Consider the following 23,796-nt stretch of genomic DNA (forward strand, 5'->3'; position numbering starts at 1 on the left):
TAATAAATAAACACGAATTATTGATTTTCAGTCGTGGCAATGTCGCCTGTGGATGCATCATAAGTGATATTCTTTTCATCCGCAGTTCCAGCAAGGCCGTCAGCTTGGTAAGCGTAGGTGCATACAGAACCTGACCCCGTTACCGCATAGTCAGGCGCTGCTCCGGTAATGGTCGGTGCATTTGACTGCAGAACACCAGCCCATACCTGTTCACAACGGCTCGCATCCATTGCCGCTGAACCATCCGCTTCACCCGTATAGCCTCCGGTGTAAGCTACCGGCCAACCGCGGCTTGAAACGTTTAGGTCGCCATCACCAAAGCCATCCAAGCTATCCGTCGACGCCTTCAGACCGTTAGCGACCCACTGAGCCCTTGCCAGTGCAACACCCGCAGCCATTGCGCCGGCCGTGGCCTTCACGTTGGAGCTGTGCGCCTGCTCCGAAAGCTGCGCAAACCTCGGCAACGCAAACGCCGCCAAAATGGCCAGGATAGCAATCACCACCACCAGCTCAATCAGTGTGAAACCCTTTTGTTTATGTTTGCTGCTGTAATGCTTCATTCGTCAGCCTCTTTGCCATAGTTTCGAGTTGTTCACTCATGCCTGGCGTCCTGCCGGTTCACGGTGGTTTCTGTTATCGGCACCGGTTCCAGTTTCAGGCCGGTCAGCCGTTCATTCTGCTCCCGCAGGTTATTCCGGTTGCGGTCAGCAAATTCCGTTGTTACTACCCAGGCGACTGGCTGGCTGGCCTTTACAGCTTTCCCGTTTATGGTTATCGGCTGCTTCGGATTATAAATTAACCAACCTTTCGCCTTTTCGCCCGTTTCTTTTTGTTGCTTCACTGTAAAGCACCACTGCCCTGGCTCTGGGCCTGTGGCACTGCATAGCCCGGTGTAGGCCTGCCAGCGGTGTTCCAGCCAACCGAAAGGATTTTGCCCCTCCAGCTCGGTGAGCGTTGTGTCCCGGCCCAGCATGGCTTCACTGCCTTTTATCACCAGGGCAGACCGGAGCTGGCTCAGCACCATGTTCACACTTTGTTCTTCCGCCCGCTGGATTTCCCGCTCTAGCTTTCCGAGCAGTACCCACCAGAGTACAAACAGCACCATCAGGGCGATGATCAGGCGCGTTCGCCGGGCATTGGCCAAACCGGTGGAGGACGACCAATGCTCGCGCATTAGCCACGCCCCATGGCGGCGGCTCCCAGATCCCATATGGGCAGGAATACGCCCAGCGCCAGTATCAACACCAATACGCCCATGGCTACGATCAATATGGGTTCTATGGATTCCGCCAGCCGTTTCAAGCCGTAATCCACGTCTTCATCGTAGAAGTCCGCCACGTTGTTGAGCATGTCGTCCATGGAGCCGGTTTCTTCCCCGACCGCGATCATCTGCAGAATCAGCGGCGTGAACATTTTGCTGCCGCGAGCCGTTCGCAACAGGCTTTCACCCCGCTCGATGCCATACCGCATTTCTTTGATGTGGCGCGATATCCAGGCATTGTCGGTGGCGTCTGCCACAACCGTCAGAGCCTGGGTAACCGGCATGCCAGCCTTCAGCATGGTAGCGAAATTGCGGGCAAACCGGCTGAGGGTAATCAGCTCCAGCAAGGGGCCAATAATGGGCATTTTGAGTTTATAGCGGTCCCATACCTGCTGACCGTTGTCAGTTTGCTTCCATTGGCGGATCAGCAGGCCGGCTGCCGCTGTGCCAAAGATCATGTACGGCCAGTAGCTCAACAGGAAATTCGATGTGCCGACCAATACCTGAGTGAGAAAGGGCAAGTCCGCCCCCATTTTGGAAAACACCGAGGCAAAACGCGGTATCACCAGGAAGTTCACCACCATCAATGCTGCAAACAGTGCCACCAGCACAAAGGTGGGATAACGCAGAGCCTGTTTTACCCGTCGCTTGGTATCTCGTTCCAGCTCCAGAATTTCCGACAGGCGTTTGAAGGAATCATCGAGCATACCGGTGTTTTCGCCCACGTGAATCATGGCGATGAACAGCTCGGAAAACACCTTGGGGTGCGCCTGCATCGCGCTCGCCATGGTCACGCCGCCTTCCAGCCGGTTGGTGATGTCGTCCAGCACGTCAGACAGTTCTGGTGAGCGCGTGGTCTCAGCCAGTCCGCGCATGGTGCGTATTAACGGGATGCCCGCCTTGGTCAGGGCGTGCATTTGCCGGCAAAATACAATCAGTTCATCCAGAGTGACTTTTTTCCGGAAGATGGCCAGGTTGTTGATTGCCCCCATGCCGGAAGTTTTCTGCTCCTGCTCCCGGATCACCAACGGGGTGATACCACGACGCATCAGTTCGTTGGCGGCCGCATCCACATTGGGCGCCGCCAGCGACCCCTGCTGCAAAACTCCGCGGTTATCTTTACCCCGATAATTGAACTGCATCAGTCATCCACCCCTATCGGGCTTTCACTGGCCAGGTCATCGGTTTCGAGTGAAATGCCGCCATCGGACGTCGCGGCTACACGGGAAACTTCCTGCAATGAGGTAACGCCCTGCAAGGCATAGTCCATGGCCCACTGGCCCAGTGGGCGAAATGCCGGGCTTTGCCGTGCCGCCCGGGTGAAATCCGAGACATCCTTGCGCCGAAGGGCATCCAGCATGTCTTCGTTCATTTCGAGCATTTCATAGACGCCCACCCGGCCTTTGTAACCGGTGTTGCTGCACTGATAGCAGCCACGGCCATGCACGAAGCCGGCTTCGATATCCAGCGGGTCCAGATCAAACGCCTGCAGCCAAACCAGCTCCTGCTCTGTCGGCTCATAGGTCTCTTTGCAGTTGTCGCAAACCCGACGTACCAGGCGCTGGGCGATAACCCCGAGCAGTGAGCTTGCCACCAGGAAGGGCTCTGCACCCATATCGATCAGGCGCATGGCGCTGCTGATGGAATCGTTGGTGTGCAGCGTGGAAAGCACCAGGTGACCGGTCATGGCGGCACGCAGGCCGATCTCTGCGGTTTCGTGGTCCCGCATCTCGCCCACCAGGATGATGTCCGGGTCTTGGCGCAAGGCTGACCGCAATACGGTGGCGAATTCAAGGCCGATTTTCGCGTTCACCTGCACTTGGGTAATGCGCGGAAGGCGATATTCCACCGGGTCTTCCGCGGTGATGATTTTTACCTCGGGTTTGTTCAGCTCAGTCAGTGCACCATACAGCGTGGTGGTTTTACCGCTACCTGTGGGCCCTGTGACCAGGATCATGCCGTGGGGCTTTTTGATCAGCTTGCGGAACCGGGCCAGCAGCTCCGGCGGCATGCCGGTGCCTTCAAGATCCAGAGTGCCCTGGCTTTGATCCAGTAAACGCATGACCACCGATTCGCCGTACTGCACGGGCATGGTGGACACCCGCACGTCAATGCTGCGACCTTTTACCCGAATGTTGAAGCGGCCATCCTGGGGCAGGCGTTTTTCTGAAATATTGAGGCCTGCCATCAGTTTCAGGCGCAGCACGAGCGCGGCGTTCACCCGTTTTTCTTTCATCACCTGCTCTTGCAGCACACCGTCCACCCGCTGGCGGATGCGCACGACGGACTCATCAGGCTCGATGTGTATGTCGGAGCTTCGGGCCTGAACCGCGTCTTCGAACAGGGTTTGCAGCAGTTTGACCACCGGTGCATCGGCGCTTTCGGACTGTGCTGACAAGTCCGCAAGGTCGAAGGCGTCGTCACCCAGCTCATCTTCCAGCTCTTCCGCCAAGGAGGCGATTTCATCGGTTCGGCGATAGACCAGGTCGAGCGTGCTGAGCAGCTCACTTTCCCGAACCACGGCTTGCTTGATGGGTTGTTTGAGCACCCGCACCAGCTCATCGTAAGCGAAGATATCCAGAGGGTCGGCCATGCCCACCAACAGTTCGCCACTTTTCTCCGCCAGCACAATCGCCCGGAAGCGACGAGCCATGGCTTCGGGCAGTTTCTTCACCAGTTCGTTGTTGAACTGGTAATGGCGCAACTGAACAAAGGGCACTTCCAGCTGCCTGGAGAGGATGTTGAGCAGGTTGTCTTCATCCACGTAGCCCAGGTCAATCAGGGTTCGCCCAAGCTTGCGGCCGGTGTTTTTCTGCTCACGGAGGGCGGTCATCAGCTGCTGTTCAGTGATGACGTCGTTCTGTACCAGCAGGTCGCCGATGCGGATTTTCTTTTTCAGTTCCGTACTCATGAGCCTGCCTGCAATGCGTTCAGTCGTTCCCGTGCATAGTCCGCCAGCGAGGGCGCCAGCCCCGGCAAAACCGCCGCCTGAGCGTAGGCCCGCACCGCACTGTTGATGCGTCCGCCGGTTTCCAGCGCAATGGCCAGCCCAAGCCACCAGGTAGCCTGGCTATCGTCATAGGCAATCAACTCAGACCAGTGACCTGCGGCCTCATCGGCCTGGCCTGCCTGCTGCAACAAGGTTGCCAGAGTTACCCGGTAGTCCGGCTGGTCTGCAACCGGCGGTACTTTCGAGGCAAGCGTGTCCACAGCCAGGAGTAATTCACCCCGCTCCAGCAGAGCCCTGGCTCGAAGCAGGCGCAGGCTGGCGTAGTCGATGGCGACAGCTTCCGGCAACCAGCTCAACGCTCGCTCGGGCATGCCCTGCACTAACATTTCCCGGGCAAACACCTCTCGGCTGTTTGGTGCCGGCTGGCGTGCACTGACCTCTGTCAGGAGTCGCTCGGCCTCTCCGGTACGACCTGTCGCCAACAGCTTTTCCATTTGCCTGGTCGTTCTCAGGTCTACCGCTGCCGGCGTTTCCCGTTGCTGTTTCACCGGTGTTTCCGGGGCGCGATTTTCAGCGCCTGCAGCCTGATCCTGCTCGGCGGGCTGTTGCGCTACCACGGGCGATGCGGGCTCTTTAGGCCGCAGGTTCGACGTAGCGACACCTCTTGGAACGGCCTCTACTTCGCTCGCTGTCTGGGTCTGTGTCTCGGCCTTTGTCTTTGACTGTGCCTGTGGCGCGGGCGCCTGCTCGCGCACCGGTTTTTCTGACGCCAGCTGCACCATGCTCGATTCGGCGGGCTGAGGCACCTGAACCGCCTCAATCTCTGGCGCCGGCGCAGTCGCCAAAACTTCGGGCACAATCTCCGGCGGCCGAATAATTTCACCGGCGTTTGCCTCCGCACCGTTTATCGGCGGTGCGCTGTTTCTGGCCTCGGGCCATAACCACCAGGCGATGGCGGCTCCGGCAAGAAGCAACAAAATAACGAAGACCAGCAGTACCAGCATTTTGCTCTGGCTGGCAGGCTGCGGGGTCGGGTGGCCGGTGTATGCGGTCGCGACCGCCGGCCTGTTCTGGCGCTCTTCTGCTGCCCTCAAGGCATCGTTCAACAGGCTCATAGCCACCGCTCCAACATGCCAAGCGAGCGGGCGCTCTCGGTGTCTTTTATGGCCAGCAGAGCATGTTTACGCCCCACCAGCCTGTCGCCCTGCCCCCAGGCAGCCAACAGGGATTTATGCGCAAGTACATTGACCAGCCTCGGAATACCGCCAGATGCACGCCAGATCATTTTCAGTGCCGCAGGCGCAAACAGGTCCGTTCCGTTGTAGCCTGCCTGAGCCAGGCGGTGGCGAAGGTATTGGCTGACTGCATCCCGGTTCAGCGGTTGCAGGCGGGTCTGGAAGGTAATTCTCTGGCGCAGCTGGCGCAGGCTGTCTTTGGCCAACAGGGCATCCAGCTCCGGCTGCCCGAACAAGACAATTTGCAGCAACCGGGTACTTTCAGTTTCCAGATTGGTTAACAGACGCAGCGCTTCAATGGTTTCCTCAGGCATGGCCTGGGCTTCATCAATCACCAGCACGGCAGGCTTGCTTTCCATCGCCAGGGCAATGAGCCGCTGATTCAGTGCTTTCAGTATCTGGTGCACGTTGGCACACCGGGTTACATCAACCCCCAGCTCCTCCGCGACGGCCTCATACAGAGTTTCCGGAGATAAGTTCGGATTGGGTATGTATGCCGTGCACGCGTTTCTATCCAGCTCATTGAGCAGCAATCGGCACAACAGGGTTTTACCCGTGCCCACTTCGCCGGTCACTTTGATAAAGCCCTCCCGTTGCTGCAAGGCTACCAGCAGCAATTCCAGGGCCTCGGAATGGCTGGCCGCCCGCAAAAAGTAGCGGGTGTTTGGCGTCAGTGCGAACGGTGCTTCCTGCAGTCCAAAGTGGCTTTCGTACATCAGCGCGGCGCAGTCTCTGGTTGAGGCTTGACAGATTCGGACGAGTTCAGCAATTCCCGCAGTACGTTCATACGTTCGCGACTGGCGCTGACATCAGCCTGCATCTGGCCGGCATTGGCCACCACCGGGCGAAGCAGAATAACCAGTTCACTCTTGCGGGATTCAAACCGGCGCTGCTTGAACAGTTCACCCAGCAGCGGAATGTCGCTGAAAAAGGGGACCGCTGAATTGTTGTCTTCACTGGTGGTCTGAATCAGTCCGCCAATCACCACAATCTGCCCGCTCTCTGCGCGAATCACACTGTCGGTTTCGCGCACCGTGCTTCGGGCCAGCGGCAACGTGACATCCCGTTCGCCAATGGTGATCACTTTTTCCTGGTCAGCCACTTCACTGACCGAGGGGTGGACATGCAGAGTGATGGCGCCATCTTCAGAAATCTGGGGCGTAACATCCAGGGATATCCCCGAGAAGAACGGCGTAAGCTCTACCGAGGTCGAGGTGCTGTCGGTTGCGGTTACCGCGGAGTTGTTGTCGTCAAAATCGATGTCGGTCACGAAGAACTCGTCGGTGCCCACTTTGATGACAGCTTTTTGGTTGTTAATGGTAGATATCCGGGGACTGGACAGTATCTGAACGTTGCCCTGCTGGCCCAGGAGTTCAATCACTGCGTTGAAGCTGCCCTCCCTGATCGTCGCAGAAAATAGGCCTCCAATATCGGACGTTCGTATCGCCTGGCCAGCGAGACTTTCAAACGTGAACTCCGCGGGCAGCCCGTCAGCGGCTGTGATGGCCGATGCGCTCTGGAGGTCCGACCAGTTGATTCCCTGCTGATACCCTTCGTTCAATGCCACTTCCAAAATCTTGGCTTCAAGAACCACTTGCCGCTGCATAATCAATTCCGTGCGGCGCAGATAGTTTTCAACCATTTGTAGATCCGAGTTACCCGCGCGCACCATAACAAGTCCGGCGCCGGGGTTGACCACCACCTGGCCGCCATCGCTGCCGACAATCATGGTGAGGGCGTCACGGATGTCTTGCCAGAAATCGGATTCGGTTTCGGTGGAAATTGTGGTACCCACCAGGTTCCGGGACTCGCCACCCTCGCTTCCACTGCCGGAGTCACCGCCGCCGCGAGCGCTGCTGACCTGACCGGAGCTGACTCGGGTTTCAGAGCCGCCCCGGCGTTTGAAGTGCAAATAGTCGATAGGGAACAAACGGGTTTGCACCTGATCGGCCGACACCCGGAACAGGCGACCAGTGCGGGCAATGTCCAGGCCGTATAGGTCTGCAGCAATATCCATAACCTCCGGAACGGTTACGTCACTGAGCCGAAGATTTACCGTTGCGGCAACGCCGGGATGCACCACAACGTTGTACCGGGTACCTTCAACCAGGGCCGCAAAAAAGCTGTCAGCAGAAATGCCGGTTGCGTTGACATCAAACCGTTCATCCTCCTGCCGGACACTGGTGAGAGGGGGGAGTAACTGACTGCTGATCGCAGCGGCAGAGGGACCCACGGCCCCGACTGCCGGGCCAGCGCCCGCCTGTTGTTCAGCCCGTTCAAGGGTTTTATCAATCTCGTCCGCCACGTCGGATGAGGTGGCCGCCGAAGTGCGCATCAACGGGTTGTTGCTGCAGGCGACCACAACGAATGAAAGCATTACGGCTACCAAAGGCCTGACTGTTGTCATCGTTATCCGTTTGTCTGTCATTGGGTTCTCCGCACCTGCGGGAGTGATTCAGGGTAAAGCACTCGTTGCTGGCCTCTGTCCACCACGTCAACTTTGTCTTTGTCGATGCGGAGCACCTTTATGCCGTCGTGGCTTTCACCTTCGCGCAAAGCCACACCATTAATCACCGCCACGCGGCGGGCCTGGCCAAGCACAATGGTACTCACTTGCAGGTTTCTGGGCGCTACGGTTTGCGACTCCGGAGCTGCTCCCGGAGGCCGCGTCGGATCCTGCAAGGCATGCACAGCGGTGCCGCTCAACAACAGTCCCACCAACATCAACCTGCTTGCATGTCGAAATGTCATATCACACTCCCAGCCACGCAGCATCGAGGCTGAGGGTTCTCACCGTAATGGTCGCTTCACCTTTGGGCCATTCTCCGGCATCGTAATCCAGCTGCAACCAGCCAATGCGCTCATCCATCTCTTCCAATCGCTCAAGGTAATGCATAACCGTCAGGTATCCCCCACGGATTTTGAGCTCCACATCGTGGGCATACAAGAGCGGCTCCGGCCTGGGCTCATTGTCCGGCCTTTCGCCCGATTGATCGTAGACAGGGGCCGGCATTTTCAGTTCCAGGGATACCAGCTCCAGCCCATCCTGAGCCGCGAGGATGTCCCGCAACAGGGAGACCATGTCTCGCGGTGCTATCAACTGCCCGGTGGTCTTGGTTATCTGTTGGTCCAGCTTATCCAGGCGATCCTGTCGGGCCGCCAGGCGCTCTCGAAGCTCGGCTGACGGGTCGTTGGCCAGCCGGTTGCTTAGCATTTCCTGCTCATCGAGCAAGCTGTCCCGAGTGGCAGACAGGCTCTGCATACGATTGGTCAGCTGTTGTTGTTGCGCCTCAACCGGAGCCATCAGCAACTCCCAGGCAATTACAAACACCAGCACACATGCCGTCACCAGAATGAGAACACGCTCCCGGATCGGACGTTCGTTATACCAGGCTTCCGCCTGGGCAAGTCGTTCCCGAAGACCGTTCACTGGCCGGCCTCCCCGCTTTGTTTGGTTGCAACCCGAAACTCAACCCAGTTGCGGCCAGCACCTTCTTCCGGCCGACTGAGCAGAAAGTCGCTGAACGTTTCACCTATAAACGCAGGTTCCTGGCCGAGCGATGCCAGATAGCCAGGTACCCGCTCCGCGGAACGGGTCTGGCCTTCAATTCGCATGGCTGCGGGCTCTGCGCGCAAATGCACATAGGTCAGCCATAGATCATCCGGAATCTGCCGAGCCAGAGCGGCAAGCCGTCCGGAGAAGCCGGCATCGCCCCCGGCCGTCAGCCCTTCAACCCGTTCGAGAAGCCGTTGCCGGCGAACAATGGTTTCAGTCACCCGCTCCAGAGCCGCTTCCAGCTCCTGGTCGGGCTTTCTGGCTTCCACTTGGCTGGCCATAGTCGCAATCGCCTGCTCCAGGCTTTGGTTCTGGCGCTCCACTGCCGCAATCCGGGTGTCGAGCTGTTGGTTCTGCCAATGCTCCCAGCCCGTTAGTCCGGCTACCGCCAGCAATACCAATACCGCCAACGCCAGTGCTGAGCGAGCACTGAGCTTTTGCCGTTGTGGCCGCAGCTCTGCGGTGTATAAATTCACCTGCTGATTCATGGGGCCTGCCTCTCGCTGACAAGGCCTGCGCACCAGGCGGGCAGGCACCGGCTATCGAGATCCTGTTCCAGGCCGAACACGGACCAGTCTGGCGTATCAATATTGGCTGCGACATAAGAGGAAAGCATGGAGCTAAGAGGCAGCACCGCGTCATGAGCGACAAGGCGAATCGAAGACGGAGGCACCTGCCCCAGCTGACTTTCGAAATAATCCATCGAACGCTGCATTTCCAGCGCCAGCGACTGAACCGCATTCTCCTGCTTGGCAGCATCGCGCAGGTCGTCATGGGCTACGTCCAGCCTTCGGGACAAGTACAGAATGTCGCCACGGCAAATCACCATTTGGCCGTAACGGTCTTTCAGGTGAACCAGCGCCACACCACGATTACTGGTATCCAGCCGCGAGGCCAGGTTTCTCAAGGCCAGCTCTGCAATGTCGATCCGCTCCAGCTCCAGGCCTGCGCCCGCAACCAGAGAGATCAAGTCCTGGACCAGTGACTTTCGTGCTGCCACCACGTTCACCAGCGGGCCCCGGCCGCGGGAAGCGTCTTCAGGGAATCCGAAAATATCGGTAACCGCTTCCGTGGGACTGAAATCAAGGAAATCCTTGAGCTTCCACTTCAAGGCATCCGCGAGCTCGCTGTCATCTATCCCTTCCGGGCGCTCCACCTGAAACACCTGATATTGCTCCAGCGGCAACACCAGAACGGCCGGAGAGCCGGCCCAACCTTGCTCAGAAACCAGTTTATCCAGTGTTTCCTGCCGCTTGGCCGGCAAACTTTCTGCAAACCCGGACTGCTGCCCGGGATTGCCCGATGCCACGGCCCAAGCTATGCCATCAGGACGAACTTCAAGGCATACTGAGGGCACCGAACCAGTGCGGCGAAACATTCGCTTGAATAAATTAACGACAGAGCTCAGGGGCATGAATTCCTTAAACGTATTCGGGGCTCTCAGGCCTGACGGTAAAATCCTGAAACGCTCAAAAGATCAGCAAACTGTACACATTCTTACATAATAGTTGAGAAATTGAGCGTAACTCCAAGTTTTTTTGACGCATTTCACGGAAATTTTGCAACTCTGATACAAAAGAGCCCGCGCTACAGCACGGGCTCTTTTCAGCGTCAGATTCTGACTAGAAGGGTATGTCGTCATCAAAGTCGTCAATGGGCTCAGGCATACCACCACCCTGTTGCTGGGAAGGCGCATTACTGTAACCACCCGTCGACTGAGCCTGGCCACCTTGCTGCTGGGCCGGCGCATTGTATTGCTGCTGCTGTTGCGGACGCCCCTGGGGTTCACCCTGATTCATCCCGCCTTCACCGCCACGGCTATCCAGCATCTGCATCTGGCCGTTGATATCCACCACAATCTCAGTGGTGTAACGATCCTGGCCATCCTGCCCCTGCCATTTGCGGGTTTGCAGTCGGCCTTCGATATAAACCTTCGAGCCCTTGCGCAGATACTGCCCTGCGACCTCGGCCACCTTTCCGAACAGAACCACCCGATGCCACTCTGTTCTTGGCACCAGCTGGCCAGACTGACGGTCTTTGTAGCTTTCATCGGTCGCCAGGTTGAGGTTAACAACCGCATTGCCATTCGGGGTGTAACGGGTATCCGGGTCCTGCCCCAGATTGCCGATAAGAATTACCTTGTTTATGCCACGTGCCATTATCTGCTCCTGATATATTTCGCCGAACAACTGCGATCCGTGCAGTCACCCTGTGTTTAAGAATGGTTACCCTGCCGCACAAATTCAAAGCGCGCAAGCTGATCTTCATGAAAATGCAGACGATCCACCTTCAAATAGGCCATGGCCGCCTCTTCCACAATGACCACGTCCTCAACGCCAGGCAAATTGCGCAGGCGCTGGTCAATCTCATCAAACCTCATAGCAACCGCACTCTGAAGCTGCACCACGAAACTGGTCGTATAACTGGGGGCGGGCATTGAGAGCGCGACCAGCAGCCAGACCGCCAAGCCTCCTGCCATCAGCCAAAGCACGCCATCGATCCCCGCTGACTGCAACAGGTAACCACCCAGCGCGCCGCCAAGAAAAGCACCAAAAAACTGGGAGGTGGAATACACGCCCATCGCCGTTCCCTTGCTGGCAGCCGGCGCCTCTTTGCTGATCAGCGAAGGCAAACTGGCCTCCAGCAAGTTGAACGCCATGAAGAAAAAGAATAGCACGGCCCACGCCACGCCAAGACTTTGCTCCGCACCGGTAAGCGCTGCCGTCGCGATCGCCAGCAGCGCAATGGCGCCGCACAGTACCGGCTTCATCTTCCGTTTTTTCTCACCAATGATGATAAAAGGCACCATGGCAAAAAAGGAGGTGATCATCACCGTGAGGTAAAACCACCAGTGCGAAGTGGCAGCGAGTCCCAACTCATCCTGCAGCATGGTAGGAAACACCAGGAACAGCGCCGTCAGCGCAAAGTGCAGGACGAAAATACCGAAGTCGAGCCGCAGCAACCGGCCATCGGCCAACACCCGGCCAACCATTTCACGGGCTGGATGGGTATCAGCACTCACTTTATGCTGATGTGGCGTGGGTACAACCCTGGCAACCACCACCAGTGCGAGGACAGCCAGCACCGCCGTAGTGTAGAAAATGCCTGACAGGCCCCAGGCGGAACCCAGCAGCGGCCCGAGCACCAGCGATACTGAAAATGACAGTCCGATGGATATGCCAACCGTCGCCATCGCCTTGGTACGCTGTTCTTCGCGGGTGAGGTCGCTGAGCATCGCCATCAGAACGCTGGCGATGGCCCCGGCGCCCTGAAGGATCCGCCCGGCAATAACTACGTATATGGAATCGGTGGCGCCAGCAAGCACACTACCGGCCGCAAACAGGATCAGGCCAATGTAGATCATGCGTTTGCGGCCGACACGATCGGACAAAAGCCCGAACGGAATCTGCAGCAACGCCTGGCTCAGACCGTAAGCACCGATGGCAAAGCCAATCAAAGCGGGAGTCGCTCCCTGCAGATCACTTCCCAGCAGGACAAAAACCGGCATGACCATAAACAGGCCCAGCATACGCATGGCGTATACCGAAGCCAGAGCGACTACTGAGCGTTTTTCAAGCGCGTTCATGCTAACCCGTGCCGGACTGGGTGAATGTGATGTGCAGCCTGAGGCCGCGAGCGGCGCATTGTACCAGAACCAGCAGAATGACGGGACTACTCACAACGGGATGCATCAGAGCCACGGAGCACAGTTTCGCCGGCGGCACCCGAAACCGATATAATGGGCGTTTTTACCCAAGCGAGGTGTTATGGACCATATCCAGATCAAGGGCGCACGTACCCACAACCTGAAGAATATCGACCTGGATATGCCAAGGGACAAGCTCATTGTGATTACCGGGCTTTCCGGCTCGGGTAAGTCGTCACTGGCTTTTGATACGCTATATGCAGAGGGCCAGCGGCGCTACGTGGAATCATTGTCCACCTATGCCCGACAATTCCTGTCAATGATGGAAAAGCCGGACGTTGACCACATTGAAGGTTTGTCTCCTGCCATCTCGATCGAACAGAAGTCCACGTCCCACAACCCGCGCTCAACCGTCGGCACCATCACCGAGATATACGACTACCTGAGACTGCTTTTCGCCCGCGCAGGGGAACCCCGGTGCCCGGACCACCATCAGCCTCTGGAAGCACAAACAGTCAGCCAAATGGTCGACCAGGTACTGGCTATGCCGGAAGACAGCAAGCTGATGATTCTGGCGCCGATCATCCGTGACCGGAAGGGCGAGCACCTGCAAGTCGTCGAAACCATGCGTAGCCAGGGTTTCATCCGCCTGAGGGTCGACGGTACCGTCTACGATATTGATGATGTACCCGCCCTCGACAAAAAGCGGAAACACCAGATTGACGTGGTGGTTGATCGCTTCAAAGTCAAACCCGGGCTTGAACAGCGGCTGGCAGAAAGCTTCGAAACTGCACTTGAGCTTTCCGATGGCATCGCCCTGGTCGCGCCCATGACAGGCGAAGGTGAGCAGCATACCTTTTCCGCCCGCTACGCATGCAACCAATGCGGCTACTCCTTAAGTGAACTAGAGCCCCGGCTATTTTCATTCAACAACCCGGCCGGCGCCTGCCCTACGTGCGACGGCCTGGGGGTTCGACAGTTCTTTGATCCGGAAAAAATCCTGCAGCACCCGGAAGCCACCCTGGCCTCTGGCGCCATCAAAGGCTGGGACCGGCGGGCTGTCTACTATTTTCAGATGCTGACCAGCGTTGCTGAGCATTATCAAATCGACCTGGAAACACCTTGGGAGAAACTCCCCGAGCCTTTCCGGGAAGTACTCCTCCACGGCTCCGGCACCGAGGATATTGTCTTCCGCTACGTAAACTCCCGCGGCCAGATTATGGAGAAAGCCCACCCATTTGAAGGCATACTTCCTAACCTAGAGCGACGTTACAGGGAAACCGAATCCCAGAGTATGCGCGAAGAACTGGCACGCAACCTCAGCACCCAGCCCTGCCGCGAATGCCAGGGCTCCAGGCTTAGGCGCAGCGCACGCCACGTATTCATCCAGGACAAGAACCTTCCGGACATCACCCACATGCCGGTAGGTGACGCCCATCACTATTTTGGCGAGCTCTCCCTGCCCGGCCGCAGAGGCGAGATTGCAGACAAGATTCTGAAAGAAGTCAGGGAGCGCCTGCAATTTCTGGTCAACGTAGGCCTGGAGTATCTGACGCTTGAACGCAGCGCGGACACACTCTCCGGCGGCGAAGCCCAGCGTATTCGACTCGCCAGTCAGATCGGAGCCGGACTCGTCGGCGTGATGTACATTCTGGACGAGCCATCTATCGGCCTGCATCAGCGGGACAATGACCGGCTACTTGCCACGCTCACCCATCTTCGCGACCTTGGCAACACGGTAATCGTGGTCGAACACGACGAAGACGCCATACGAGCCGCCGACTACGTTATCGATATCGGCCCAGGTGCAGGCGTCCACGGTGGGCACATCGTTGCGCGCGGAACACCCGCCGACATCATCGCCAACAAAGCCTCGCTCACCGGCCAATACCTCAGCGGCGAAAAAGAAATAGCCATACCCGCCACACGCAATAAAGGTAACGGCAAGGAACTGGTACTGACCGGCGCCACCGGCAACAACCTTCAGGACGTGACCCTGACACTCCCTCTGGGCGTGATGACCTGCATCACCGGCGTCTCAGGTTCCGGCAAATCGACCCTGATCAACAGCACACTTTATCCCGTTGCTGCCGCAAAATTGAACAAAGCCACAAGCTTGGATCACGCGCCCTTCAAAAACCTCAAGGGGCTGGATCATCTCGACAAAGTCATCGACATCGACCAAAGCCCGATTGGGCGCACTCCCCGTTCTAACCCCGCAACCTATACCGGCCTGTTCACACCCATCAGGGAACTGTTTGCCGGCACCCAGGAAGCCCGATCACGAGGCTACAAAGTCGGCCGCTTTTCATTCAACGTCAAAGGCGGCCGCTGCGAAGCCTGCCAGGGCGACGGCGTGATCAAAGTGGAGATGCACTTCCTGCCAGATGTGTACGTGCCCTGCGACATCTGCAAAGGCAAACGCTACAACCGAGAAACCCTGGAAGTACGCTACAAAGGCAAAAATATCCACGAAGTGCTCGACATGACCGTCGAGGAAGGCCGGGAGTTTTTCGACGCCGTACCCTTCCTCGCGCGCAAACTGCAGACCCTGATCGATGTAGGCTTGTCGTACATCCGCCTGGGCCAGAGCGCCGTCACTTTGTCCGGTGGCGAAGCCCAGCGCGTCAAACTCGCCAAAGAGTTGTCCAAGCGCGATACCGGAAAAACCCTCTACATCCTCGACGAGCCGACAACGGGCCTACACTTCTACGACATCCAACAGCTGCTGAACGTACTGCAACGGCTGCGGGACCACGGCAACACCATTGTGGTAATCGAACACAACCTGGACGTGATCAAAACGGCGGACTGGATAGTGGATTTAGGACCAGAGGGTGGTTCCGGTGGCGGGCAGATTATTGCCGAGGGAACTCCGGAGGAGGTGGCTGATAATCCGGCGTCACATACTGGGCATTATCTGAAGCCGATGCTGAAATAAATTTTGGCCACGGAATCCACTGAAGAACACGGAAAGATAAAGACAAGGACGTTTTTGGCCACGAAAACCACGAAAGGACCCTAAAAAATAAGGCCTTTTGTTAACAAAGGCAGTCCTCGGAAGACCGGACGGTCAGGGGGTGCGGGTAAAGTTTCTGCCGGAAAAAGATGTCTGAGCGGAGCGAGTTGTTTTTCCAAAGAAACTTTACCCACACCCCCTGACCAGCCCCAAAACCCGCAACCTAAGAGCCCGAGCCAAAACGGAGCCACAAAAAAACCGGGCCCTTTCGGAACCCGGTTTTTTCAGGACTAAACGAAGAATTTACTCTTCGCCTTCGTCCACTTCTTCAGCTTCGATGTCCAGAGGACGACCGACCAGCTCAACAAATGCCATAGGGGCATTGTCGCCAGCGCGGAAGCCGCACTTCAGGACACGAAGATATCCACCCGGACGCTCATTGTAACGGGGGCCCAGCTCATTAAAGAGCTTGGCTACCGCTGCATCGCTACGCAGGCGCGCGAACGCCAGACGGCGATTCGCAACCGAATCATTCTTTGCGAGCGTGATCAACGGCTCAGCTACCCGACGCAGCTCTTTAGCTTTCGGGAGCGTCGTTTTGATCAGCTCGTGCTCAACCAGTGACGCAGTCATGTTACGGAACATGGCCTTGCGATGCGCACTGGTCCTGTTGAACTTACGACCACTCTTACGATGACGCATTGCTCTGATTCCTTACCTTAAACTAATCGGCGATTAACCGCCCAGAACCCGGTCATCACCACGAAGGCTTGCCGGCGGCCAGTTATCAAGACGCATACCCAGAGACAGACCACGGGACGCTAAAACGTCCTTGATCTCGGTCAGCGACTTTTTGCCAAGGTTAGGCGTCTTCAGCAGCTCCACTTCCGTGCGCTGAATAAGATCGCCGATATAGTAAATGTTTTCTGCCTTCAAGCAGTTAGCTGATCGTACAGTCAATTCCAGATCATCAACCGGGCGCAGCAGAATCGGATCAATTTCTTCCTCTTCTTCTACACGCTCTGGCTCTTTTTCATGATCGAAATCAACGAACACCGCCAGTTGCTGCTGGAGGATAGTCGCGGCCCGGCGAATTGCTTCTTCCGGATCGATCGTACCGTTGGTCTCCAGGTCAATAACCAGCTTGTCCAGATCTGTACGCTGCTCAACCCGCGCGCTTTCCACGGCATAAGCCACTCGGCGAACCGGGCTGAACGTAGCATCAAGCTGCAAGCGTCCGATGGCACGAGTTTCGTCCTCGTCCAGGCCACGCTGGTCAGCCGGCTCATAGCCACGACCACGAGCAACACGCAAACGCATGTTCAACTCACCGTTTTCGCTCAGGTGACAGATCACGTGCTCCGGGTTAGCGATTTCCACATCGTGGTCCAGCTTGATATCGCCGGCAGTCACTACACCCGGGCCCTTCTTGCTGAGTGTCAGCTCAGTGTCATCACGGCCGTTCATCTTTACGGCGACGCCCTTAAGATTCAGAAGAATCTCAATGACGTCCTCCTGGACACCCTCGATGGCACTGTACTCGTGCAGGACACCGTCGATCTGTGCTTCAGTTACGGCGCAGCCCGGCATCGAAGACAGAAGAATACGGCGAAGCGCACTGCCCAGGGTATGGCCGAAACCGCGTTCAAGCGGCTCCAGCGTCACCTTGGCACGCGTAGCACCAGATTCTTTCACGTCAATGGTACGAGGTGTCAATAACTCATGTACTGAACGCTGCATAGACGCCCCTATCTGCTATCGTTGCTAACTGGGCTTTACTTGGAGTAAAGCTCGACGATGAGGTTCTCGTTGATGTCGGCAGGCAGTTCAGTACGCTCAGGCACTGACTTGTAAACGCCGACCATCTTATTGGCGTCAACCTCTACCCAGCTCACCGCAGCGCGGCTACCAGCAAGATCCAGAGCGCCTTTAACGCGCAACTGGTTCTTCGCCTTTTCGCGCAGGCTCACAACGTCGCCTGGCTTGACCTGATAAGACGGGATGTTAACCGGCTTGTCATTCACCAGAATCGCTTTGTGAGACACGAGCTGACGGGACTCCGCACGGGTAGAACCAAAGCCCATGCGATATACAACGTTATCCAGACGACCTTCCAGAAGTTGCAGCAGGTTTTCACCGGTTGCACCCTTCAGGCGGGCAGCCTCTTTGTAATAGTTACGGAATTGCTTCTCAAGCACGCCGTAGATCCGACGAACTTTCTGCTTCTCACGAAGCTGAACGCCGTACTCGGACAGACGACCGCGACGCGCGCCGTGCATACCCGGCGGAGTCTCGATGTTGCACTTTGAATCGAGCGCGCGAACACCGCTCTTCAGAAAAAGATCTGTCCCTTCACGACGAGACAGCTTGCACTTCGGGCCTATATAACGAGCCATATTTCACTGTCTCCTGTGTTAGACGCGGCGCTTTTTGGGCGGACGACAGCCGTTATGGGGAATCGGCGTCACATCAGTGATGTTAGTGATCTTGTAGCCACACGCATTCAGCGCGCGAACTGCAGATTCACGTCCGGGCCCAGGACCCTTAACCTCTACGTCCAGGTTTTTAAGGCCGTATTCAGCAGCCGCATTACCGGCTCTTTCAGCTGCTACCTGCGCAGCAAAAGGTGTGCTCTTACGTGAGCCGCGGAAACCAGAACCACCAGAGGTGGCCCAGGACAATACGTTGCCCTGACGGTCCGAAATGGTCACGATGGTGTTGTTGAAGGAAGCGTGAATGTGCGCGACGCCATCAACAACCGTCTTTTTCACCTTTTTACGGGTACGTGTACCTGGCTTTGCCATGTTTGCCTACCTGTTACTTACGAATAGGTTTGCGAGGACCTTTACGGGTGCGGGCGTTGGTCTTGGTGCGCTGACCACGGACTGGAAGCCCATGACGATGGCGCAGACCACGGAAGCAACCGAGATCCTTCAAACGCTTGATGTTCATCTGTACTTCACGACGCAAATCGCCTTCGACGGTAAACTTGCCCACTTCAGTACGAAGTGCTTCAAGCTGCTCGTCGCTAAGGTCTTTGACCTTGACGTCCGGCTTAACGCCGGTAGCATCGCAAAGCTTCTGGGCTGTTGTCTTGCCAACACCAAAGATGTAGGTCAGCGAGATAACAGCATGTTTGTGATCGGGTATATTGACACCGGCTATACGTGCCATCCAAATTACTCCGCGTTCAAAGCTTTGCTGTGTGAATTTTCCGCCACAAAAAGGGCGCGAAATAATAGCGCTTGACCCGCGTACGAGTCAAGCGCCATATTCCGAACCCCTTTTACAATGTCAGGTTTGATTCGTGAGAATCAGCCCTGACGCTGCTTGTGGCGAGGCTCCGAGCAGATGACTCGCACTGAGCCATTGCGTCGAATTACTTTGCAGTTACGGCAAATTTTCTTTACCGAAGCGCGTACTTTCATTGTCGACTCCAGTTTTCAAGGGGAACGACTATTAGCCGTTCCGTCCATAGCCCTTGAGATTGGATTTCTTCATCAGCGATTCATACTGATGCGACATCAGGTGCGACTGTACCTGGGCCATGAAATCCATCACCACGACTACAACAATCAGCAGTGATGTACCACCAAGATAGAAAGGTACATTACCCGCAACCATCAGAAACTGAGGGAACAGGGACACCGCTGCAATATACATAGCCCCGAACAACGTCAGACGGGTCAGTACACCATCGATGTACTTGGCAGTCTGCTCTCCTGGGCGGATGCCCGGGATAAACGCGCCGGAACGCTTGAGGTTATCCGCAACTTCTTTGGGATTGTACATCAAGGCTGTATAGAAGAAGCAGAAAAACACCACTGCTGCTGCGAACAGAATGATATACAACGGCTGACTGGGAGCCAATGCCTGGGAGATGTCGCTCAACCACTCCATACCTTCGCCCTGGCCAAACCACTGCCCCAGCGATGCAGGGAACAACAGAATAGATGACGCAAAGATCGGCGGAATAACACCGGCCATGTTGACCTTGAGAGGCAAATGGCTGGACTGCTGAGCAAACACCTGACGACCTTGTTGCCGCTTGGCGTAGTTAATGGTCAGGCGGCGTTGACCGCGCTCCATAAACACCACAAAGCCAACGACGGCAATCGCCAGAACACCAATACCAAGCACCACCAGCAAGCTCATCTCGCCGTTCCGCGCCTGCTCCAGGGTCTGACCGATGGCCCCCGGCAAGCCCGCAACGATACCTGCGAAAATAAGCAGAGAGATACCGTTACCAATGCCACGCTCGGTGATCTGCTCACCAAGCCACATCATAAAGACGGCACCACACACAAAGGAAACAACCGCCACAAAGTGGAAGCTGAAACTATCGTTAAAGGTGACGCCCTGAGAGGCAAGCCCTACCGAAATACCAAAGCCCTGAACCAGGGCCAGGATAACCGTACCATACCGTGTGTACTGGCTGATCTTGCGACGACCAGATTCACCCTCTTTCTTCAGCTGCTCAAGCTGCGGGCTGACCGCAGTCATGAGCTGCATGATGATCGAGGCCGAGATATACGGCATGATGCCGAGTGCGAAAATACTCATGCGCTCAAGCGCACCACCGGAAAACATGTTGAACAGACTCAGAATGGTTCCCTGATTCTGATCAAACAATGCCGCCAAACGGTCAGGGTTGATACCTGGCACCGGGATATGAGCACCGATGCGGTAAACCAACAGCGCCAGAAAGACAAACCAGAGCCGCGAACGCAGCTCTGCAAATCCTTTTCCGGCGCCCGCAGGCAATGATGCTGTCTTGGCCATTTAGTCCTCGACTCGTCTTAGTCTTCGACTTTCCCACCCGCGGCAATGATTGCCTCGCGTGCGCCTTTAGTGACACGTAGCCCTTTCACGGTTACTGCGCGGTCCAGCTCGCCAGACAGCATAACCTTGGCAACACGAATTTCTTCGCGAATGATGTCAGCTTTCTTCAGTGCGGCCAGATCGACCACATCACCGTCTACCTTCGCCAGTTCGTTCAGGCGAATCTCAGCAACGTAACGCTGCTGACGAGAGGTGAAACCGAATTTCGGCAGACGACGAGCCAGAGGCTGCTGACCACCCTCGAAACCAGGGGCTACAGAGCCACCGGAACGGGCCTTCAGACCTTTATGACCACGACCGCCGGTTTTTCCGAGACCGCTACCGATGCCACGACCTACGCGACGAGCGACGGGACGTGAACCAGGTTCCGGAGCAAGTTCGTTCAGACGCATCTCAGTTCTCCTCAACCTGTACCAGGTAATTAACCCGGTTGATCATGCCGCGAATGGAAGGCGTATCTTCCACTTCAACGGTGTGACCGATTTTACGAAGACCCAGGCCCTTCACACACAGCTTGTGCTTAGGCTGACAGCCGATCGGGCTGCGGGTCAGAGTTACTTTGATCGTTTTTGCGTTCGCCATGACTTCAACCCAGGATATCTTCGACGGATTTACCGCGCTTGGCTGCAATATCTTCAGGCGCTTTCATCGCCTGCAGACCCTTGATGGTGGAACGTACTACGTTCACCGGGTTGGTAGATCCGTAGCACTTGGACAGTACGTTGTGCACGCCTGCAACCTCAAGCACCGCACGCATCGCACCACCGGCAATTACACCAGTACCTTCAGACGCTGGCTGCATGTATACCTTGGAGCCGCCGTGCTGGGCACGAACCGGATACTGCAGCGTGCTGCCGTCGAGGGCCACATCTACCATGTTTTTGCGAGCGGCTTCCATGGCCTTCTGGATGGCAACCGGAACTTCCCGGGCCTTACCACGACCGAAACCAACACGACCTTTACCATCACCCACGACTGTCAGTGCGGTGAAGGCGAAAATACGACCACCTTTAACCACTTTAGCGACGCGGTTTACCTGAACCAGCCTTTCCTGGAGCTCAGGCGCCTTCTGTTCGTTAACGCTCATCTTCTCCACCTCTTAGAATTGCAAGCCAGCTTCACGAGCAGCGTCGGCAAGAGCCTGTACGCGGCCGTGATAACGGTAACCTGAGCGGTCAAAAGCGACCTTCTCAATGCCTGCCGCCTTGGCACGCTCAGCAATCAGCTGGCCTACTTTTTTGGCGGCGTCCACGTTACCGGTTGCACCCTGGCGCAGTTCCTTATCCAACGTGGAGGCAGTGGCCAGCACTTTGCTGCCATCTGCAGTTGTAACCTGGGCGTACATATGACGCGGCGTGCGGTGAACGCACAGACGGTCAGTACCCAGCTCACGAATCTTCATGCGCACTTTACGTGCGCGACGCAGTCTTTCGTTATTCGCGCTCATAGTCCCGCCTTATTTCTTCTTGGCTTCTTTGCGTCTGACCTGCTCATCCGCATAACGAACACCCTTGCCCTTATAAGGCTCGGGCGGACGGAACGCGCGAATGTCTGCAGCGACCTGGCCAACCTGTTGCTTGTCGATACCGCGAATCACAACTTCCGTATTGGACGGAGTTTCAGCGGTAACACCCTCGGGCAGCTCGTATTCGACCGGGTGGGAAAAACCCAGAGTCAAATTGAGCTTCTTACCTTGCGCCTGAGCACGGTAGCCTACGCCCGTCAGCTGAAGCTTACGCTCCCAGCCATTGGCCACGCCGGAAACCATGTTATTAACCAGCGCACGAGTAGTACCAGCAAGAGCGCGGGACTGTTTTGCACCATCACGGGCCGCAAAGCGAAGAGTTCCCTCTTCCTGCTTTACTTCAACCGCTTGGTGAATGGTGAGTTGAAGTGCTCCCTTGGAGCCCTTAACGTTAATTTCCTGTCCGTTCAGCTTGACCTCAACACCGGAAGGCAGCACGACAGGATTATTGGCAACCCTGGACATGTGATTCTCCTAGAATACGGTGCAGATGACTTCGCCACCCACGCCAGCAGCACGTGCGGCGCGGTCTGTCATAACGCCCTTGGACGTTGAGACAATCGCGACTCCCAAACCACCGGATACCTTCGGCAGTTCCCCAGCGCCTTTATACTGGCGCAGACTCGGACGACTGACCCGCTTGATTTCTTCGATAACCGGCTTGCCGCCGAAGTATCTCAGATTGATCGTAAGCTCGGGCTTCGCGTCAGCTGAAACAGAAAAATCTCCAACGTAACCTTCGTCCTTAAGGACCTGGGCTACAGAGATCTTCATCTTTGAAGATGGCATGACCACATCGGCCTTCTGTGCCATCTGGGCATTACGGATACGGGTAAACATATCCGCAAGCGTATCTTGCATACTCATTTCAATGAGTCTCCTGATCTTTTTAGTTGTGCAGCGGCGCGCCGCACCGCTTACCAACGGGCACCTGACCGGGGTCAGGATGCCTGCCTTACCAGCTTGCTTTGGTCAGTCCCGGAACGTCACCGCGCATGCCGTACTCACGGAGTTTAATCCGTGAAAGTTCGAACTTGCGCAATACGCCGTGCGGGCGACCCGTTACCTGGCAACGATTCCGAAGACGTGAAGGGCTCGCATCACGAGGCTGCTGCTGCAGCTTCATTTGCGCATCCCAACGCTCTTCTTCGCTGGTATTCGGGTTCTTGATAATCGCCTTGAGCTCGGCGCGCTTGGCTGCGTATTTAGCCACAGTCTGCTCGCGCTTGAGCTCACGGTTTTTCATGGAAACCTTCGCCATGTCACTCGTTCCTTATTTCTTGAACGGAAAGCCAAAGGCTTTCAACAGTTCGCGACCTTCGTCGTCGGTATCGGCAGAGGTGGTGATGGTGATATCCAGCCCGCGGATCTTGTCGACTTTGTCGTACTCGATCTCAGGGAAGATAATTTGCTCACGAACACCCATGCTGTAGTTACCGCGACCATCGAAGGATTTCGGATTCAGGCCACGGAAGTCACGAATGCGGGGAACCGCAATGTGAACCAGGCGATCAAAGAAATCCCACATACGCTCACCGCGCAGGGTCACTTTACAACCAATCGGCCAACCTTCACGGATTTTAAAGCCCGCTACAGATTTCTTAGCCTTGGTGACAACAACTTTTTGACCTGCCAGACGCTCAAGATCTGCGACGGCATTCTCAATCAGCTTTTTGTCGCCAACTGCTTCGCCAACACCCATGTTCAGGGTGATTTTTTCGATACGCGGAACCTGCATGATGTTCTTGTAGCCGAACTCTTTCTGCAGGGCGGGTACCACTTCCTTTGAGTACTGCTCTTTCATGTTAAGCATCGTAACCAC

General features: G+C 56.4%; 29 protein-coding genes. 1 reads left to right on the forward strand and 28 read right to left on the reverse strand.

Annotation, left to right across the window (positions count from 1 at the left end; all coding sequences use genetic code 11):
• Positions 1–17: 17 nt before the first annotated feature.
• The 13 genes from QPL95_RS15175 to QPL95_RS15235 all read right to left on the reverse strand — a co-directional run bounded on the left by QPL95_RS15175 (position 18) and on the right by QPL95_RS15235 (position 12,588).
• Positions 18–560 (reverse strand): prepilin-type N-terminal cleavage/methylation domain-containing protein, encoded by a 543-nt coding sequence (locus tag QPL95_RS15175; protein ID WP_303291841.1) that lies wholly within the window; start codon positions 558–560, stop codon positions 18–20.
• Between the two features lie 32 nt (positions 561–592).
• Positions 593–1,174, reverse strand: a complete 582-nt coding sequence (locus QPL95_RS15180; protein WP_303291842.1) for a hypothetical protein — start codon at positions 1,172–1,174, stop codon at positions 593–595.
• Positions 1,174–2,403, reverse strand: coding sequence for a type II secretion system F family protein (locus tag QPL95_RS15185; RefSeq protein ID WP_303291843.1), 1,230 nt, complete (start codon positions 2,401–2,403; stop codon positions 1,174–1,176). Before QPL95_RS15185 ends, QPL95_RS15180 begins: the two co-directional genes overlap by 1 nt.
• Complete coding sequence (locus tag QPL95_RS15190; RefSeq protein ID WP_303291844.1) at positions 2,403–4,172, reverse strand: GspE/PulE family protein; 1,770 nt, start codon at positions 4,170–4,172, stop codon at positions 2,403–2,405. The genes QPL95_RS15185 and QPL95_RS15190 overlap by 1 nt, the downstream gene beginning before the upstream one ends.
• On the reverse strand, positions 4,169–5,326 hold the full coding sequence (locus QPL95_RS15195; RefSeq protein WP_303291845.1) for an MSHA biogenesis protein MshN: 1,158 nt from the start codon (positions 5,324–5,326) through the stop codon (positions 4,169–4,171). Before QPL95_RS15195 ends, QPL95_RS15190 begins: the two co-directional genes overlap by 4 nt.
• Positions 5,323–6,162 (reverse strand): ExeA family protein, encoded by an 840-nt coding sequence (locus QPL95_RS15200; RefSeq protein ID WP_303291846.1) that lies wholly within the window; start codon positions 6,160–6,162, stop codon positions 5,323–5,325. The genes QPL95_RS15195 and QPL95_RS15200 overlap by 4 nt, the downstream gene beginning before the upstream one ends.
• A complete protein-coding gene (mshL, locus tag QPL95_RS15205; RefSeq protein ID WP_303291847.1) occupies positions 6,162–7,874 on the reverse strand; it encodes a pilus (MSHA type) biogenesis protein MshL in 1,713 nt (570 codons plus the stop codon). The genes QPL95_RS15200 and mshL overlap by 1 nt, the downstream gene beginning before the upstream one ends.
• Positions 7,871–8,197 (reverse strand): hypothetical protein, encoded by a 327-nt coding sequence (locus tag QPL95_RS15210; protein WP_303291848.1) that lies wholly within the window; start codon positions 8,195–8,197, stop codon positions 7,871–7,873. Before QPL95_RS15210 ends, mshL begins: the two co-directional genes overlap by 4 nt.
• A gap of 1 nt (position 8,198) precedes the next feature.
• Positions 8,199–8,876 carry a type II secretion system protein GspM gene (gspM, locus tag QPL95_RS15215; protein ID WP_303291849.1) on the reverse strand — a complete coding sequence of 226 codons (678 nt, stop codon included), beginning with the start codon at positions 8,874–8,876 and terminating at the stop codon, positions 8,199–8,201.
• Entirely contained in the window at positions 8,873–9,490 is a 618-nt protein-coding gene (locus tag QPL95_RS15220; protein ID WP_303291850.1) for a PilN domain-containing protein, read from the reverse strand. The genes gspM and QPL95_RS15220 overlap by 4 nt, the downstream gene beginning before the upstream one ends.
• A complete protein-coding gene (locus QPL95_RS15225; RefSeq protein WP_303291851.1) occupies positions 9,487–10,311 on the reverse strand; it encodes a biogenesis protein MshI in 825 nt (274 codons plus the stop codon). The genes QPL95_RS15220 and QPL95_RS15225 overlap by 4 nt, the downstream gene beginning before the upstream one ends.
• Before the next feature lie 313 nt (positions 10,312–10,624).
• Positions 10,625–11,161: a single-stranded DNA-binding protein gene (gene ssb, locus QPL95_RS15230; protein WP_303291852.1), complete on the reverse strand. Its 537-nt coding sequence runs from the start codon at positions 11,159–11,161 to the stop codon at positions 10,625–10,627.
• Positions 11,162–11,217: 56 nt separating this feature from the next.
• Positions 11,218–12,588: an MFS transporter gene (locus QPL95_RS15235; RefSeq protein ID WP_303291853.1), complete on the reverse strand. Its 1,371-nt coding sequence runs from the start codon at positions 12,586–12,588 to the stop codon at positions 11,218–11,220.
• Positions 12,589–12,769: 181 nt separating this feature from the next.
• On the opposite strand from QPL95_RS15235, the gene uvrA reads away from it, so the two are divergent.
• On the forward strand, positions 12,770–15,589 hold the full coding sequence (gene uvrA, locus QPL95_RS15240) for an excinuclease ABC subunit UvrA (protein ID WP_303291854.1): 2,820 nt from the start codon (positions 12,770–12,772) through the stop codon (positions 15,587–15,589).
• 321 nt (positions 15,590–15,910) lie between these two features.
• On the opposite strand, the gene rplQ is transcribed toward uvrA, so the two are convergent.
• The 15 genes from rplQ to rplE form a co-directional block, all read right to left on the reverse strand.
• Positions 15,911–16,309 (reverse strand): 50S ribosomal protein L17, encoded by a 399-nt coding sequence (rplQ, locus tag QPL95_RS15245; RefSeq protein WP_303291855.1) that lies wholly within the window; start codon positions 16,307–16,309, stop codon positions 15,911–15,913.
• A 33-nt stretch (positions 16,310–16,342) separates the two neighbouring features.
• Complete coding sequence (gene rpoA / locus QPL95_RS15250; protein ID WP_303291856.1) at positions 16,343–17,347, reverse strand: DNA-directed RNA polymerase subunit alpha; 1,005 nt, start codon at positions 17,345–17,347, stop codon at positions 16,343–16,345.
• Between the two features lie 35 nt (positions 17,348–17,382).
• The gene (rpsD, locus tag QPL95_RS15255; protein WP_303291857.1) at positions 17,383–18,003 is read right to left on the reverse strand and encodes a 30S ribosomal protein S4; all 621 of its coding nucleotides are present in this window, start codon (positions 18,001–18,003) and stop codon (positions 17,383–17,385) included.
• 18 nt (positions 18,004–18,021) lie between these two features.
• The gene (rpsK, locus tag QPL95_RS15260) at positions 18,022–18,411 is read right to left on the reverse strand and encodes a 30S ribosomal protein S11 (RefSeq protein WP_007153992.1); all 390 of its coding nucleotides are present in this window, start codon (positions 18,409–18,411) and stop codon (positions 18,022–18,024) included.
• A gap of 13 nt (positions 18,412–18,424) precedes the next feature.
• Positions 18,425–18,781, reverse strand: coding sequence for a 30S ribosomal protein S13 (gene rpsM, locus QPL95_RS15265; protein ID WP_029655315.1), 357 nt, complete (start codon positions 18,779–18,781; stop codon positions 18,425–18,427).
• Positions 18,782–18,921: 140 nt separating this feature from the next.
• On the reverse strand, positions 18,922–19,035 hold the full coding sequence (gene rpmJ, locus QPL95_RS15270; protein WP_008174902.1) for a 50S ribosomal protein L36: 114 nt from the start codon (positions 19,033–19,035) through the stop codon (positions 18,922–18,924).
• A 31-nt stretch (positions 19,036–19,066) separates the two neighbouring features.
• The gene (gene secY, locus QPL95_RS15275; RefSeq protein ID WP_303291858.1) at positions 19,067–20,389 is read right to left on the reverse strand and encodes a preprotein translocase subunit SecY; all 1,323 of its coding nucleotides are present in this window, start codon (positions 20,387–20,389) and stop codon (positions 19,067–19,069) included.
• Between the two features lie 17 nt (positions 20,390–20,406).
• Positions 20,407–20,841, reverse strand: a complete 435-nt coding sequence (gene rplO / locus QPL95_RS15280) for a 50S ribosomal protein L15 (RefSeq protein WP_303291859.1) — start codon at positions 20,839–20,841, stop codon at positions 20,407–20,409.
• Between the two features lies 1 nt (position 20,842).
• Entirely contained in the window at positions 20,843–21,031 is a 189-nt protein-coding gene (gene rpmD / locus QPL95_RS15285; protein ID WP_007153997.1) for a 50S ribosomal protein L30, read from the reverse strand.
• A gap of 4 nt (positions 21,032–21,035) precedes the next feature.
• Entirely contained in the window at positions 21,036–21,536 is a 501-nt protein-coding gene (gene rpsE, locus QPL95_RS15290; RefSeq protein WP_303291860.1) for a 30S ribosomal protein S5, read from the reverse strand.
• Between the two features lie 12 nt (positions 21,537–21,548).
• On the reverse strand, positions 21,549–21,896 hold the full coding sequence (gene rplR, locus QPL95_RS15295) for a 50S ribosomal protein L18 (RefSeq protein WP_011784258.1): 348 nt from the start codon (positions 21,894–21,896) through the stop codon (positions 21,549–21,551).
• A 9-nt stretch (positions 21,897–21,905) separates the two neighbouring features.
• A complete protein-coding gene (gene rplF / locus QPL95_RS15300; protein ID WP_303291861.1) occupies positions 21,906–22,439 on the reverse strand; it encodes a 50S ribosomal protein L6 in 534 nt (177 codons plus the stop codon).
• A 9-nt stretch (positions 22,440–22,448) separates the two neighbouring features.
• A complete protein-coding gene (rpsH, locus tag QPL95_RS15305) occupies positions 22,449–22,841 on the reverse strand; it encodes a 30S ribosomal protein S8 (protein WP_303291862.1) in 393 nt (130 codons plus the stop codon).
• An 88-nt stretch (positions 22,842–22,929) separates the two neighbouring features.
• Entirely contained in the window at positions 22,930–23,235 is a 306-nt protein-coding gene (rpsN, locus tag QPL95_RS15310) for a 30S ribosomal protein S14 (protein WP_303291863.1), read from the reverse strand.
• Between the two features lie 12 nt (positions 23,236–23,247).
• The gene (gene rplE, locus QPL95_RS15315; RefSeq protein ID WP_303291864.1) at positions 23,248–23,787 is read right to left on the reverse strand and encodes a 50S ribosomal protein L5; all 540 of its coding nucleotides are present in this window, start codon (positions 23,785–23,787) and stop codon (positions 23,248–23,250) included.
• Between the last annotated feature and the right edge of the window lie 9 nt (positions 23,788–23,796).

Origin of the sequence: Marinobacter sp. SS5-14b, from assembly GCF_030541005.1 — a bacterium.
Taxonomy (GTDB): Bacteria; Pseudomonadota; Gammaproteobacteria; order Pseudomonadales; family Oleiphilaceae; genus Marinobacter.